At 69.2% G+C, this 13,262-nt stretch carries 13 protein-coding genes and 1 pseudogene; 5 read left to right on the plus strand and 9 right to left on the minus strand.

Translation table 11 applies throughout. The annotated features are described in order from the left end of the window. The first annotated feature begins 135 nt into the window (after positions 1–135). The gene (locus MKK65_RS16470; RefSeq protein WP_243959002.1) at positions 136–816 is read left to right on the plus strand and encodes a glutathione S-transferase family protein; all 681 of its coding nucleotides are present in this window, start codon (positions 136–138) and stop codon (positions 814–816) included. A 9-nt stretch (positions 817–825) separates the two neighbouring features. On the opposite strand, the gene MKK65_RS16475 is transcribed toward MKK65_RS16470, so the two are convergent. From MKK65_RS16475 to MKK65_RS16495, 5 genes and pseudogenes are all read right to left on the minus strand, one after another. Further along, complete coding sequence (locus MKK65_RS16475; RefSeq protein WP_243959004.1) at positions 826–981, minus strand: hypothetical protein; 156 nt, start codon at positions 979–981, stop codon at positions 826–828. A gap of 85 nt (positions 982–1,066) precedes the next feature. Then, positions 1,067–1,503: pseudogene (locus MKK65_RS16480) on the minus strand (EamA family transporter). A 108-nt stretch (positions 1,504–1,611) separates the two neighbouring features. Next, positions 1,612–3,864, minus strand: a complete 2,253-nt coding sequence (locus tag MKK65_RS16485) for a xanthine dehydrogenase family protein molybdopterin-binding subunit (protein WP_243959006.1) — start codon at positions 3,862–3,864, stop codon at positions 1,612–1,614. 8 nt (positions 3,865–3,872) lie between these two features. Further along, the gene (locus MKK65_RS16490) at positions 3,873–4,880 is read right to left on the minus strand and encodes an FAD binding domain-containing protein (protein ID WP_243959008.1); all 1,008 of its coding nucleotides are present in this window, start codon (positions 4,878–4,880) and stop codon (positions 3,873–3,875) included. Next, positions 4,877–5,401 (minus strand): (2Fe-2S)-binding protein, encoded by a 525-nt coding sequence (locus MKK65_RS16495; protein ID WP_243959010.1) that lies wholly within the window; start codon positions 5,399–5,401, stop codon positions 4,877–4,879. Before MKK65_RS16495 ends, MKK65_RS16490 begins: the two co-directional genes overlap by 4 nt. Before the next feature lie 234 nt (positions 5,402–5,635). Between MKK65_RS16495 and MKK65_RS16500 the strand changes: the two genes are divergently transcribed. After that, positions 5,636–7,021, plus strand: coding sequence for a M20/M25/M40 family metallo-hydrolase (locus MKK65_RS16500; protein ID WP_243959012.1), 1,386 nt, complete (start codon positions 5,636–5,638; stop codon positions 7,019–7,021). On the opposite strand, the gene MKK65_RS16505 is transcribed toward MKK65_RS16500, so the two are convergent. Further along, complete coding sequence (locus tag MKK65_RS16505) at positions 7,012–7,734, minus strand: ParA family protein (RefSeq protein ID WP_243959014.1); 723 nt, start codon at positions 7,732–7,734, stop codon at positions 7,012–7,014. The genes MKK65_RS16500 and MKK65_RS16505 overlap by 10 nt on opposite strands. A 717-nt stretch (positions 7,735–8,451) precedes the next feature. Between MKK65_RS16505 and MKK65_RS16510 the strand changes: the two genes are divergently transcribed. Continuing rightward, the gene (locus tag MKK65_RS16510; protein ID WP_243959016.1) at positions 8,452–9,639 is read left to right on the plus strand and encodes an SMP-30/gluconolactonase/LRE family protein; all 1,188 of its coding nucleotides are present in this window, start codon (positions 8,452–8,454) and stop codon (positions 9,637–9,639) included. A 136-nt stretch (positions 9,640–9,775) separates the two neighbouring features. Further along, positions 9,776–10,216 carry an MEKHLA domain-containing protein gene (locus MKK65_RS16515; RefSeq protein WP_243959018.1) on the plus strand — a complete coding sequence of 147 codons (441 nt, stop codon included), beginning with the start codon at positions 9,776–9,778 and terminating at the stop codon, positions 10,214–10,216. A gap of 211 nt (positions 10,217–10,427) precedes the next feature. Here the strand turns inward: MKK65_RS16515 and MKK65_RS16520 are convergent, their stop codons facing one another. From MKK65_RS16520 to MKK65_RS16530, 3 genes are read right to left on the minus strand one after another with little or no spacing between them, the layout of a single operon-like run. Continuing rightward, positions 10,428–11,147, minus strand: coding sequence for a cytochrome c biogenesis CcdA family protein (locus tag MKK65_RS16520; protein WP_058195071.1), 720 nt, complete (start codon positions 11,145–11,147; stop codon positions 10,428–10,430). Positions 11,148–11,156: 9 nt separating this feature from the next. Further along, positions 11,157–11,546: a thioredoxin family protein gene (locus MKK65_RS16525; RefSeq protein WP_243959020.1), complete on the minus strand. Its 390-nt coding sequence runs from the start codon at positions 11,544–11,546 to the stop codon at positions 11,157–11,159. A gap of 31 nt (positions 11,547–11,577) precedes the next feature. Continuing rightward, positions 11,578–12,378 carry a pentapeptide repeat-containing protein gene (locus MKK65_RS16530; protein ID WP_243959023.1) on the minus strand — a complete coding sequence of 267 codons (801 nt, stop codon included), beginning with the start codon at positions 12,376–12,378 and terminating at the stop codon, positions 11,578–11,580. A gap of 185 nt (positions 12,379–12,563) precedes the next feature. On the opposite strand from MKK65_RS16530, the gene MKK65_RS16535 reads away from it, so the two are divergent. Beyond that, positions 12,564–13,238, plus strand: a complete 675-nt coding sequence (locus MKK65_RS16535) for a Crp/Fnr family transcriptional regulator (protein WP_243959025.1) — start codon at positions 12,564–12,566, stop codon at positions 13,236–13,238. The last annotated feature ends 24 nt before the right edge of the window (positions 13,239–13,262 follow it).

Below are 13,262 nucleotides of genomic sequence, written 5' to 3' on the forward strand. Positions count from 1 at the left end.
TCGGACGACCGTCCCGCGGCGCACGCTCGGCGCCGCGGATCCGGCATCCAGAGCGATGAGCGAAGCGCTTGACGAGCATCACCTGTTTCCGAGAGCCGGTCGCCCCGTTCGGGGCGATGCGGCAGGGAGAGCGCCGTGATTCGATTTTACTACAATCTGAGCCCAAACCCGATGAAGGTCGCCCTCTGCTTGGAGGAGATGGGCCTTTCCTACGAGCCGGTGCCGGTGGATCCGCGCAAGGGCGAGCAGTTCGATCCCGCCTACATGGCCCTCAACCCGAACGCGAAGGTGCCGACCATCGTCGACGGCGACGTGACGGTGTTCGATTCGAACGCGATCCTGCTCTACCTCGCAGGCAAGACCGGCCAGTTCCTGCCCGAGGGTGAGCGGGTGCGGGGCGAGATGCTGTCCTGGCTGATGTTCGTCGCCACCGGCATCGGGCCGTTCTCCGGCCAGGGCGTGCATTTCCGCCACTTCGCCCCCGATGGCGGCGCCTACGCCAAGGAGCGCTACGCGTTCGAGGCGCGCCGGCATTGGGGCATCCTCAACCAGCGGCTCGCCGACCGTCCGTTCGTGCTGGGCGAGACCTACACGATCGTCGACATGGCGGTGTGGGGCTGGGCCCGCATGGTGCCGTTCGTGCTGGGCGAGGATGCCTTCGCCGCCCTGCCGAACGTCAAGCGCCTCCTCGCCGCGATCAACGCCCGTCCGGCCGCCCAGGCCGCGGAGGCGCTGAAGGGCCGCCACACCTTCAAGGCCGAGATGGACGACGAGGCGCGCGGCTTCATGTTCCGGGCGACCCAAAGCGGCGCATGATGCGCCGGCTCAGGGACCGCCGAGCGTCACGGAGAGCATCGGCAGGGTGACGGCAAGCCCGTTGCCCGGCGCCGGCGGCGTGCCGAGCGTGAGGCAGGCGCCCAGGCCAAGGCAGAAGGCGAGACCGAGCAGCGAGGTCTCGAAACCGCGATAGACCGATTCCATGGGTGGTCTCCTTCGCAAGAGACCCGCAGGATGCGCCCGATCGGTAAACGGATCGGTGCGCCAACGCTCATCCATCGCGTGAGGATTACCACCCCGAGGCGACCAGGGCGGCTCCGGCGGCGATCAGCGCGATGCCGGCCCAGGCCGCGAGGCTCAGGCTCTCGCCGAGCAGGCTAGTTCCGAGGAGCGCGACCAGCACGACGCTGAGCTTATCCAGGGGCGCGACCCGGGCGGCATTCCCGAGCGACAGCGCTCAGAAGGAGCACAGCTACGAGGCCCCGGTGGCGAGACCCGACAGGATCAGGGCGACCAGGTCGCGGCCGGAGATCTGCACGAGCCCCCGGTCTGGCCGGAGCCGACCACGATTGCCCCCGCAGAAGCGACGATCATCCGGGTTCGCACGAAGGCTGCGACATCCGACTGGACGCTTGCAACCCCGACCTTGACGTGGATCGCGGTCAGCGCCGCGCAGCCGGCGGCGGAGAGGGCCCAAAAGCGCCAGGATTGCAGAAGGTGATTCAGAGGAGGCTGACGCGGGAAGACCGCCACACGATGTATGTGACGGTCTTCCTCTAACGATATTCCGGTCCCGAGAGCAGCCGATGTTTCACGGGAAACATCGGCCGCCCGTCACAGCAGCTTGTCGATCGTTATCGGGAGGTCGCGGACGCGCTTGCCGGTGGCGTGGAACACCGCGTTGGTGATCGCCGCGGCAGTGCCGACGATGCCGATCTCGCCCAGGCCCTTCACGCCCAGCGGGTTGGCCTTGTCCTCCTCGTCCACGAAGATCACGTCGATGTCGTAGATGTCGGCATGGACCGGCACGTGATACTCGCCGAGATTGTGGTTCATGAACCGGCCAAAGCGGTGGTCGAGCATCGACTCCTCTTCGAGCGCCGAGCCGATCCCCATCACCACGCCGCCCAGAATCTGGCTGCGCGCGGTCTTGGGGTTCAGGATCTTGCCGGCCGCGATCGCCGAGACCACCCGGGTAAGCCGGACCTGGCCCAGCTCCTCGTCGACCTTCACCTCCACGAAGATCGCCCCGTGGGTGTAGGCCTGGTAGGTCTCGTTGAAGTCCTTATCGGGACCAGCCTCCTCGACCGCCTCGACCTTGTCTACACCGGCGGCCCGCATCACCTCGACCATCGAGACGCTGCGGCTGGGATCACCCGCCACCGAGATGCGGCCATCCGCGAAGACGGCGCGGTCGACATCGACATTGGCGAGGGGCGAGTTCTCCAGCCCACGGGCCAGCTTGAACACCTGCTCGCCGACGTTGCGGCAGGCCTTCATCACGGCGGTGCCGGAAGAGGCCGCCGTCCAGGATCCGCCGGCAACAGGTGCCTCGGGCAAGCGCGTGTCACCGAGCTTGGTGGTCACCGACTCCATGGGCAGGCCCAGGGTGTCGGCGGCGATCTGGGTCAGGATCGTGTAGGTGCCGGTGCCGATGTCGCCGGTGGAATTGCCCACCGTCAGCCGGCCATCGGCGGTGAGCGTCGCGATGGCGTTCGACTGCATCATCATCGACTCCCAGACGCCAGTGGCAACGCCCCAGCCGACCAGCTCGCGGCCCTCGCGCATGGAGCGGGGCTCGGGGCTGCGCTTGGACCAGCCGAAGCGCTCGGCGCCTTGGGTGAAGCAGGCCTTCAGCTCCTTGGAGCCGAACGGCTTGCCCTCGGCGGTGGCGTCCGACTCCGCGTAGTTCTTCAGCCGCAACGCGATCGGGTCTATCCCGGTCGCGTAGGCGAGTTCGTCCATCGCGGTCTCGATGGCGAAGACGCCCGTGACGGCGCCGGGCGCACGCATGTCGCCCGGGGTGGCGGTGTCGAGCTTGGCGATCCGGTAGGTCAGGGCGACGTTATCGCAGCGGTAGAGCACCCCCGACCAGTTGACGATGACCTCCTGGTAATCCTCGTAATGGGAGGTGCCCTGCACGGCATCGTGCCGGAGGGCGGTCAGGGTGCCGTCCGCCTCGGCGCCGAGGGAGACAGTCTGCAGCGCCTCACCGCGATAGGTGAACGACCACATCTGGTCGCGGGTCAGGGTGACCCGGACCGAGCGCTTCAGCTCCTGGGCGGCCAGCATCGCCAGGAAGGCCTGGTATTGCGGGCGCAGGCCGGAGCCGAAGCCACCGCCGAGATAGGGGTTGAGCACCCGCACCTGATCGGGCTTCAGGCCGAACACGTTGGCGAGATACTGGTGGCTGTTCGAAACACCCTGGATCTTGTCGTAGACCGTGTAGGTCCCGTCCTCTTCCACCACCACCGTGGTGGCATGGGGCTCCATCGGGTTGTGGTGCTCGTTGGCCAGCGTGTAGGCGCCCTGCACGCGGATCGGCGCGCTGCCGAAGGCCTGGTCGGCGTCACCCCACGGCTCCGGCGGCGGCTTGATGCCCCCGCGCTTCTCGGGCGGATCGTAGGCGTCACCGCGTGCGGCCTTAAGATCGGTGACGGGTTCCTGGGCCTCGTAGCGGACCTGGATCAGCGAGGCGGCGTAGCGGGCGGTCTCGAAATCCTCGGCCACCACCAGGGCGACGGGCTGGCCGCTATAGACGATCAGGTCGTCATAGAGGGCGCGGAACGGCGAGCCGGGGGGCGCCACCGCGTCCTGGAAGTTCTTGTCCCGCCACGCGGTGCGCGGCCGGTTCTCGTGGGTAATCACCTTGAGAACGCCGGGCACCGCCTCGGCTTCGGCGGAGTCGATCGCTGCGATCCGCCCCTTGGCGATGGCGCTCGACACGACGTAGCCGTAGGCGAGGTCGGGGGCAGCGAACTCGCTGGCGTATTTGGCGAGGCCGGTGACCTTGGCGGGTCCGTCGATGCGGCTGCGCGGGCTGCCGACGAAGGTGTCGTGGCCGGTGGAGCTGAAGGTCTGGGTCATCGGGGTGCCTACTGGATGCGCTTGTCGCTGAGCGACTGGGGCGTGCCGGCAGCGGCCTGTTCGAGGCCGCGCACGATGGCGCGCCGGGCGAGGTCGATCTTGAAGCCGTTGGCCGATTGCGGCTTGGCCTCGGAGACGATGAGGTCGGCCGCCTGCTGGAAGCTCTCGCGGGTGGCGGGCTTGCCCTCCAGCAGGGCCTCGGCCTCACGGTTGCGCCAGGGCTTGTGGGCGACGCCGCCCAGCGCCAGGCGGGCGGTCTTGATCGTGTCGCCGTCGAGCTCGATGCCCGCCGCCACCGAGACCAGCGCGAAGGCGTAGGACAGCCGGTCGCGGAGCTTCAGGTAGGTGTAGTGCTGCGGGAACTTGCTCTCGGGCAAGTCCACCGACACGATGATCTCGCCGGCGGCGAGGTTGGTGTCGATCTCAGGGCTATCGCCCGGCAGGCGGTGGAAATCCGCGAACAGGATCGTCCGCTCGCCCTGCGGCCCGCTCACCCGGACCGTCGCCTCGAGCGCAGCCAGGGCGATGCACATGTCTGACGGGTGGGTGGCGATGCAGGATTCGCTGGCGCCGAAGATCGCGTGGATGCGGTTGACGCCGCCGATCGCCGGGCAGCCGGTGCCGGGCTCGCGCTTGTTGCAGGACGTGGCCGTGTCATAAAAGTAATAGCAGCGGGTCCGCTGCAGCAGGTTGCCGCCCGTGGAAGCGGCGTTGCGCAGCTGCGCCGAGGCGCCGGCCAGGATGGCGTTGCGCAGTAGCGGATACTGCGCGGCAACGCGGTCGTCGTAGGCGACCTTGGCGTTGGTCGCGAGCGCCCCGAGCCGCAGGCCGCCTTCATGCGCCTCGATGCCGTCGAGGGGCAGGCGGGTGATGTCGATCAGCCGACCCGGCTTCTCGACGTCGTACTTCATCAGGTCGATCAGGTTGGTGCCGCCCGCGATGAACCGCGCGCCCGCCCCGTAGGCCTGGACCGCCTCCGCCACCGTGCCGGCGCGGACATAGTCGAAGCGGTTCATCGAGCGGCTCCCTGCATCACGTCCTCGATGGCGTCGACGATGTTGGTGTAGGCGCCGCAGCGGCAGATGTTGCCGCTCATCGCCTCACGGATCTCCTCACGGCTGTGGGCGTGGCCCTCGTTCATCAGGCCGACCGAGGAGCAGAGCTGGCCCGGCGTGCAGTAGCCGCACTGGAAGGCGTCGTGCTCGATGAACGCCTCCTGGATCGGATGCAGCGCGTTGCTGCCGCCCCGGTTGCCGAGGCCGGCCAGCCCCTCGACCGTGGTGATCTCGGCGCCGTCCTTCATCACCGCCAGCGTCAGGCAGGCATTCACCCGGGTGCCGTTGACCAGCACCGTGCAGGCGCCGCACTGGCCGTGGTCGCAGCCCTTCTTGGTGCCCGTGAGGTCGAGCTTCTCACGCAGGAGATCGAGCAGCGTGGTCCAGGGCGTGACCTGGAGTTCGCGGCGCTGCCCGTTGATCGTCAGGGTGATGGCGAGGCCGGTATCGGCCCGCACCGGCGGACTGTGTTCGAGGAGCATGGACTGGTCCAAGGTCTGGGGCCGCCACGAATCCGGGCGGGGAACGGATCGGTCTGGGTGCGGCGACGGAGCGACAGGCGCGTCAGCCAGACGGTTCTCTCGATAACCATTCCAATCTGCGCCTGTTCCGAGGACGATCGGTCTCAGGGGCGGCCGATGCGGGCGTTGCCGCACCCGCACCGCCTCGGGTAACGCTGGATTCACCCAAAGCCACGCCGCACCCCGGAGCCCCCGATGGCCGCGCTCGACGCGATTCTGAATGACATCGACACGGACCTGGAGAACGCCCTGGAGCGGCTGTTCGCCTTCCTGCGCATCCCGTCGATCTCGACCGAGCCGGCCCATGCCGGCGATTGCCGGGCCGCCGCCACGTGGCTCGCCCAGGACCTGACGGCGCTCGGCTTCGAGACCTCCGTGGAGGACACGTCGCTGCACCCGGTGGTGCTCGCGACCAAACCGAAGCCCGGCGCCCCGCACGTCCTGTTCTACGGCCATTACGACGTGCAGCCGGTCGATCCGCTCGACCTCTGGACGACGCCGCCCTTCGAGCCGCGCATCGCCTCCGACGCAGACGGCCGCAAGACCATCGTCGGGCGCGGGTCTTCCGACGACAAGGGTCAGGTCATGACCTTCGTGGAGGCGTGCCGGGCGCATATCGCGATGAATGGTGAATTGCCCTGCGGCGTCACCATCCTGATCGAGGGCGCGGAAGAAAGCGGATCGCAGGGCCTCCCCGAATGGGTCGCGGCCAATCGCGACAAGCTCGGTTGCGACGTGGTGCTGGTGTGCGACACCGGCATGTGGGACCGGCGCACGCCGGCCATCACGTCGTCGTTGCGCGGGCTCGCGTATTTCGAGGTGAAGGTCACCTGCGCCGACCGTGATCTGCATTCGGGCTTCTTCGGCGGCGCCGCCCGCAACCCGATCCACGTGCTGTCGAAGATCATCGCCGACCTGCACGATGACGACGGCCGGGTGACGATCCCGGGCTTCTACGACGGCGTGCACGAGCGCCCGCCCGAGGTGCTGGAGCAGTGGCGCGGCCTGGGCCTGACGCCCGAGACCCTGCTCGGGCCGATCGGCCTGAAGGAGCCCGCGGGCGAGCGCGGGCGGATGCCGATCGAGCTGGTGCAGTCGCGCCCGTCCTGCGACGCCAACGGCATCATCGGCGGCTATACCGGCGAGGGCACCAAGACGGTGATCGCGTCGACCGCCTCGGCCAAGATCTCGTTCCGCCTCGTGGACGACCAGGACCCGAAGGTTCTGGCCGAACGGTTCGAGGCCTTCGTGCGCGCGCGCATCCCGTCCGACTGCACGGTCGATGTCATCACCTACAAGGGCTCGCGGGCGATCAGCCTCCCCTTCGACATGCCGCAGCTCGGGGCCGCCAAGGCGGCGCTCGCCGAGGAATGGGGCGTGCCGGCCGTGACCGTGGGCGCCGGCGGCTCGATCCCGATCGTCGGCGACTTCAAGCGGCTCCTGAACCGCGACACGCTGCTGATCGGCTTCGGCCTGGACGACGACCGCATCCACTCGCCCAACGAGAAGTACGACCTGACGAGCTTCCACAAGGGCACGCGCTCCTGGGCGCGGATCCTTGCGGCGCTCGGTCAGGGCTGAGCGTCGGACCAGACCGGGCGGGCGATCTGCATCTTCGCGTCGATCCAGGCCCACAGGGCCCGGATCTCCTCCGCGGCCGGGCTCGCGGGCGCGTATTCCGTGACGCCGAGCCCGGTCGCCAGGGCGTCCTGATGGTCGACCCGGTGGATGATGCCGGGCTCGGCCAGCACGCCCAGCGCCCGCAGCTGCGCGGCGTAGGCGCTGGTCCGCGGCGAGGGCGGCGGCGGGCACTGGTTCAGCACCAGGGCGAGCCGGTCGCGCAGGCCGAGGCCGACCAGGGCCTGGAGGGTCGGACGCGCCGCCACGATGTCGAGGCGCGAGGGCCGGACCGGCATCAGCACGAAATCCGCATCCTTGAGCGCCGGCGCCAGCCCGGCCGCGCTGCCGGCGGTGTCGAGGACGACCAGGGTCGTGCCCTGCTGGGCGAGGATGTCGAGGATCTCCGGCAGCTGGGCGATCTCCCAGGGCTGGATCCGGTCCACCGCGACGGCGTCGCTCCGGCGCAGGGCGCCCCAGCCGGCCAGCGAGGCCTGCGGGTCGAGATCGAGGGCGGTCACGCGCTCCCCGGCCTCCGCCGCCGCGACGGCGAGGGAGGCGGCCAGCGTGGTCTTGCCGGTGCCGCCCTTCTGCACCGCCACCGCGAGGATCCGCGGCGGTTTGACGTTCCCGCGCGGCGCGGCCTCCGGCTCGTGTCCGGATCCTTGGGGATCCATGCCTCTCCTACCTGTCGATCTCGGGCCCGGTCCCCGCGATCGCCGCAGTGCCGAAAGACGGCCGTCCGTTCCCGTGTTGCGCGTGAGGCCCTGTCCCGCGGGCCCGTCCCGGTGAATCGCCCGCGCGCGGTCTCCGCCGTGGCGACCGTAGCCCAGCTATCATGACGATGACATCATGAACACCGGAGGCCGACGCGCGCCTTAGTCAGAAACCGTCCTGAGCATCCGAACCACACGATCAGATCTTACGGGCCGCCACCAACCCCCAGGACAACCCTGAACGAATGGTGTCATGCAGATCGTATGTTTGTGGCCCCTGAAGCCGAACGATGCCGCGATTGATACTTTTTCGACCTTAACGCGCGCCTAACAAGAAAGTCATCGATCCCATCAATACATAAAGTTTCATATTCAAATGAGAACTGCCATATCCGAATCGGACAATCACTTGCGACAATGACGTCGCGCATGCGAATACAAACAATGCTGCAGACGTCACCGGTCTGGACATCGGTCGGCAGATCCGGACTCCCCGGGATCCGCGACCCCACGCATGCGCCGGAGGCAGGATCGTATCGTGGCCGGCCGGACGCGGGATCACCCGCCCCCGCCGCGCGTTGGGCCGGTATTCCCGACCCTGCGGCTCGGACGGCCCCTCGATCCGCCGGAAGCGGCGGAGGCGGGCCGCCGACCGCCCATCTCCGCCCCAGGATCCGCATGTCCCTCGACCGCCGCCGCCTGATCGGATCGGGCCTCGTCGCCCTCGCGGCCGGATCGGCCCAGGCGGAACCATCACCCGCCCCCGCGCGGTCGTCGCGCCGCGCGCCCCCGACCAGCCGCCCCGCCGGGGCTCTGGAGCTGGCGATGGCTGCGGACGCCCCGTCGACGCCCACCGGCCTGGCGATCGCCCGGGGCGGCCGGATGTTCGTGATGATGCCGCGCTTCACCGGATCGGAGCCGGTGACGCTCGGCGAGGTGCTCCCCGACGGCTCGGTGAAGCCCTACCCGGACGCCCGGACCAACATGTCCGATCCGAAGGACCCGCAGGCGACCCTGTTCCACGTGCCCAACGGCGTGTTCGACCGCAACGACGCGTTCTGGATCCTCGATTCCGGCCTGCCCGAGGGCAAGGGCAAGCCGGTGCCGGGGGCCGCCAAGCTCGTAGAGATCGACATCACCCAGGACAGGATCCGCCGGGTGATCCCGCTCGATGCCGGCATGGTCGCGGATTCCTCCCTGAACGACCTGCGGGTCGACATCCGCGACGGCCGGGCGCTGGCCTACATCACCGACCAGGGCCAGGGCGGCCAGGGGGCGATCCTGGCGGTCGACCTCGCCAGCGGGCGGGTGACACGGCGGCTCGCCGACCATCCAAGCACGGCCACGCAGGAGGGCCTGGTCAAGTTCGTGGAGCTGCGGCCGGTGATGGAGCAGAAGGGCGAGACCCCGGCCAAGAGCCCCAAGGGCGGCGCCAACGGCATCGCGATCAGCCCGGACGGAAGCCGCCTGTACTACGCACCACTGATGAGCCGGCGCCTCTACGCGGTGGAGACCGCCGCGCTCCTCGATCCGAAGGTGTCGGATGCGGATCTCGCCGCCAAGGTCCAGGACCTCGGCGAGAAGGGCATGACCGGCGGCCTGACCACGGATTCGCAGGACCGGATCTATCTCAGCCTGCAGGAGCACAACGCCGTCGGCCGGCGCCGACCGGACGGCACCGTCGAGGTGCTGGCCGCGGATGACCGCCTGATCTGGGCCGACACGTTCTGGATCACCCCGGACCGCTGGCTCTACATCTCGAGCGCCCAGGTCAACCGCCGGCCGGAATTCAACCGCGGCCAGGACCTGCAGGAGAGGCCCTACGCGATCCTGCGCATGCGCATCGACGCGGATCCGGTGCTGTAGGGTGAAGTTCGGCACGCGCCGATCGGTGCAGGACCGGGTATGCGCTGGATCCTCGGTTTCGCATCATCGCTGTCCGAACGCCGGAAACCCCCGTTCGGGCTGATGCTTGCGGAGCAGCGCATTCCGGACGGCCGCGATGGACCTCTCGCGCGATCCCGACTTCTTCGCCGTCCTCACCGGCAGCCACCGGCGCCGCCTCGGCGCGGCGCTGGTGCCTGAAGGGGCGGACGCGGTTTGGCTCTACGAACAGGCGCCCTTCGTGGTCCTGGCCCATGATGGCGGCGCGGACCCGCGCTTCGTCTACGCCAACCGGGCCGCGCAGGCCTGCTTCGGCTACGGGCGGGACGAGCTGGTCGGCCTGCCGTCCCGGCTCTCCGCCGAGGCGCCCGAGCGCGCCGAGCGGCAGCGGCTCCTCGACGCCGTGGTCCGCGACGGCTTCACCCGCGGCTACCGGGGCCTGCGGATCGCCAAGGGCGGCCGGCGCTTCTGGATCGAGCAGGCGGTGGTCTGGCAGCTCGACCGCGACGGCGTGAGTGTGGGCCAGGCGGCGACATTTTCCGCGTGGCGCGACGCGTGAGGGGCAAGATGCGTCCGCTCCCGGGCGCGCGCGTGATGATCTGCGACGCGCACTGACGTCCGCTTGCCGTCCGAGCCGAAGGGCGGAAGGGCCGCTTCCAGGCGACCGAAGAAACAGGGCGGCACGCCGGAATCGGCGGCTTTCAGCCGGTTCGCCTTTGGCCCGAAACCGGGCGTTCGGATGTGCGTCGGGTCGGGGCCAACGATCGGCTTCAGAGGCGCGTGGTCAGAGCGGTCAGCCAATCCGGCGAGGCGTTGACCAGGGCGGTCTCCGCGACCTTGTCGTAGCCCGTCGCGATCATCAGCCCCGTGGCCACGAGGATCAGGCCGAGGGCCGCCTTCAGCCCCTTGCCCAGGCCCATCATCCGGTCGCGCCAGCGCATGAGCACCTCGCGCGACAGCGTGCCGAGCAGGAGGAGCGGCAGGGCCGCGCCGAGGCCGAACAGCAGCATGGTCAACGCGACAGTCCCGAGGTCGCGTCCCTGAGAGGCGAGCAGCGAGGCTGCGCCGAGGGTCGGGCCGACGCACGGGCTCCACACCGCCCCGAGCAGCACACCGACGCCGAATTGCCCCAGCAACCCGGCGGTCGAGAACCCGCCGAACCGACTCTCGGTCCAGTTGCTCACCGGCCCTGCCGCCACGGCCAGCCGCGTCTGGGCTGCCGGGACGATCAGGACCAGACCGATCAGGATCAGCATGACAGCCGCGCCGATCCGGAACACGCCGGCGTCGAGACCCATGGCGAACCCCACGGTGGCCACGAACAAGCCGATGACCACGAAGGACAGGGCGAGGCCGGCGGCGAGCGCCGCCGGGCCGAGCCTGTGTTCCGAGGCTGCCGCGCCCAGCACCAGCGGCAGCAGCGGCAGCACGCAGGGGGACAGCACCGAAAGGATGCCGGCCAGGAACGCGAGGCCGAAGCTCGTGACCATGGCGGAGCCTCAGATCGCCTTGTCGAGCAGCGACGCGATCGCCTCGGGCTTGGTCTCGCCGGCCGAGCGTCCGGTCTCCTGGGTGCCCCTGTAGGTGATGAGCGTGCTCTGCATCGTGGCGCCGAACTGCTTCACCACGTCCTTGCGGCTGTCGAAATCGACGTCGAACACCTGGAGGTCCTTGAACCTGGGCTCGGCCTCCAGCTTCGCCAGGATGGGCTTCTGCGCGGCACAGGTCGTGCACCAGGGGGCGGTGATGTGGACGAGGATTGGCTTGCCGGCCTTCTGGGCCGCCTCGAAGGCGGCGGGCGTGTAGGTCATCTCGGCGGCGATCGCGCCGGTGCCGAACAGCAGGGGGGCGGAGGCGAAGGCGGCGAACAGGATGTGGCGGGCGGTCATGGGCGCATCTCTCCGTGTGCGTGCGTGATGGTCAGTTGGACGCCTGGGTGATGGCGCGGTCGACGTTGACACGGCCCGACCAGTCCTTGGCGCTGTCCTGCCCCTTGAGATCGATCAGCCGGGCGCCGCTGACATCGACGTTCTTGAAGTCCGCGCCCGCGACCGTGGCGCCGGTGAGGTTCGCCCCGGACAGGTCCGAGCCCATCAGCACCACGTTGGTCAGGTCGGCATCCTTGAGGTCGGCGTATTCAAGCCGCGACCGGCCGAGGTTGGCCCCCTTCAGGTTCGCGCCCGCAAGGTTCACCGAGGTGAACACCGCCCGCATCAGGCCCATGGATTGGTTCTTGATATCGGCGCCGCCGTTCAGATCGACCAGTGTCGCCCCGCTCATATTGGCGCCCTTGAAATCGCCGATCGGCATGGAGCGGCTGAGATCGGCGCCGGTGAGGTTGGCGTCGCGGGCGGTGATCCCGAACATCTTCGTGTCCGCGAGCTTGGCGCCGGACAGGTCGGCCTTCAGGAACCAAGCCTGTTCGAGATTCGCCCCGCTGAGATCGGCACCGCGCAGGTTGGTCTTGTTCAGCCGCGCCGTCCGCAGATTGGCACCGCGGAGGTTCAACCCCGACAGGTCGAGGCCGGACAGCGCCTTGTCGTGCAGGTCGATCGGCTTGCCGTCGGCGGTCTTGATCAGCGCCTCGACGTCGGCGCGGCTCATCTCGGCTTTGGTCATCGCCGGCGAGGCCATGTCAGCGCCAAGCAGCAGATCCTGCTCGGCAGCGGCGGGGCCGGCGGCCAGGGCGGCCAGCATGAAGCTCAGGGCGAGGCGGCGCATCGGTTCACTCCCATCGGGTGCCGTGCAGGGCCGGCGCCCGTATCGTGTTCGTTGTGTCACGATGCTATGCCGAGTCGCTGCACCCGGTCGGTGACCCAGGTCACACAAGTCCGGCGCGGCGGGAGAAAAACGCAACGCGAGCCGGACGATCAGCCCGTCGTCACGGCCGGAGGGCGACGCCAGACATGACGGACGCGCAGAAGGTCGAGCGCTGGATCGACCGATTTCCGCTCATCCAGGCCCTCAGCCCGGCGCATCTGCAGCTCGCTCGGGGAACCGTGCAATTCCCGGTGCTGGAGGCCGGCGCCGTTGCTTATGAGCTGGATGGCGAATGCGCGAACTACTTGATGTGCCTGGAGGGGCGCACGCGCATTTTCCGCATGTCGGAGAACGGCCGCGAGGTGCTGATCTACAAGGTCGGCCCGGGCGGCACCTGTGCCCTCACCACGCAATGCCTCCTGTCCGGCGGCACCTTCCCGGCCCAGAGCATCGCCGAGGAGCGGACCGAGCTCGCGGCCCTGCCGGTGGGCACGTTCCAACACCTGATGGGCGACAGCGCCGCGTTTCGCAGCTTCGTCATGGACGACTACACGCGGCTGATGTCCGGCCTGTTCACGCTCATCGACGCGGTCGCGTTCGCCCCGCTGAAGCAGCGCCTCGCCCAGCGGCTCCTGGCCGAAGCCGATCCGCGGGGTGTCGTTGCCGTGACCCATCAGACGCTCGCCGACGACATCGGCAGCGTGCGCGAGGTGGTGAGCCGCATCCTGGCGCAATGGGCCGAAGCCGGCCTGATCGAACTCCGGCGCGGCGCGGTCGAGATCGTCGACCGCGCCAGCTTGATCGCCGCTGGTCGGCGGTGAGGCGCGGCGCGCGCCTCCGATCCG

The sequence above is a fragment of the Methylobacterium sp. J-001 genome, assembly GCF_022829565.1.
GTDB lineage: Bacteria > Pseudomonadota > Alphaproteobacteria > Rhizobiales > Beijerinckiaceae > Methylobacterium.

Bases quoted from the DNA above. Each gene is read 5' to 3' on its own strand.
- MKK65_RS16475 (WP_243959004.1), bottom strand. From the start codon at position 981: ATGGAATCGGTCTATCGCGGTTTCGAGACCTCGCTGCTCGGTCTCGCC.
- MKK65_RS16485 (WP_243959006.1), bottom strand. From the start codon at position 3,864: ATGACCCAGACCTTCAGCTCCACCGGCCACGACACCTTCGTCGGCAGC.
- MKK65_RS16490 (WP_243959008.1), bottom strand. From the start codon at position 4,880: ATGAACCGCTTCGACTATGTCCGCGCCGGCACGGTGGCGGAGGCGGTC.
- MKK65_RS16495 (WP_243959010.1), bottom strand. From the start codon at position 5,401: ATGCTCCTCGAACACAGTCCGCCGGTGCGGGCCGATACCGGCCTCGCC.
- MKK65_RS16500 (WP_243959012.1), top strand. From the start codon at position 5,636: ATGGCCGCGCTCGACGCGATTCTGAATGACATCGACACGGACCTGGAG.
- MKK65_RS16505 (WP_243959014.1), bottom strand. From the start codon at position 7,734: ATGGATCCCCAAGGATCCGGACACGAGCCGGAGGCCGCGCCGCGCGGG.
- MKK65_RS16510 (WP_243959016.1), top strand. From the start codon at position 8,452: ATGTCCCTCGACCGCCGCCGCCTGATCGGATCGGGCCTCGTCGCCCTC.
- MKK65_RS16515 (WP_243959018.1), top strand. From the start codon at position 9,776: ATGGACCTCTCGCGCGATCCCGACTTCTTCGCCGTCCTCACCGGCAGC.
- MKK65_RS16520 (WP_058195071.1), bottom strand. From the start codon at position 11,147: ATGGTCACGAGCTTCGGCCTCGCGTTCCTGGCCGGCATCCTTTCGGTG.
- MKK65_RS16525 (WP_243959020.1), bottom strand. From the start codon at position 11,546: ATGACCGCCCGCCACATCCTGTTCGCCGCCTTCGCCTCCGCCCCCCTG.
- MKK65_RS16530 (WP_243959023.1), bottom strand. From the start codon at position 12,378: ATGCGCCGCCTCGCCCTGAGCTTCATGCTGGCCGCCCTGGCCGCCGGC.
- MKK65_RS16535 (WP_243959025.1), top strand. From the start codon at position 12,564: ATGACGGACGCGCAGAAGGTCGAGCGCTGGATCGACCGATTTCCGCTC.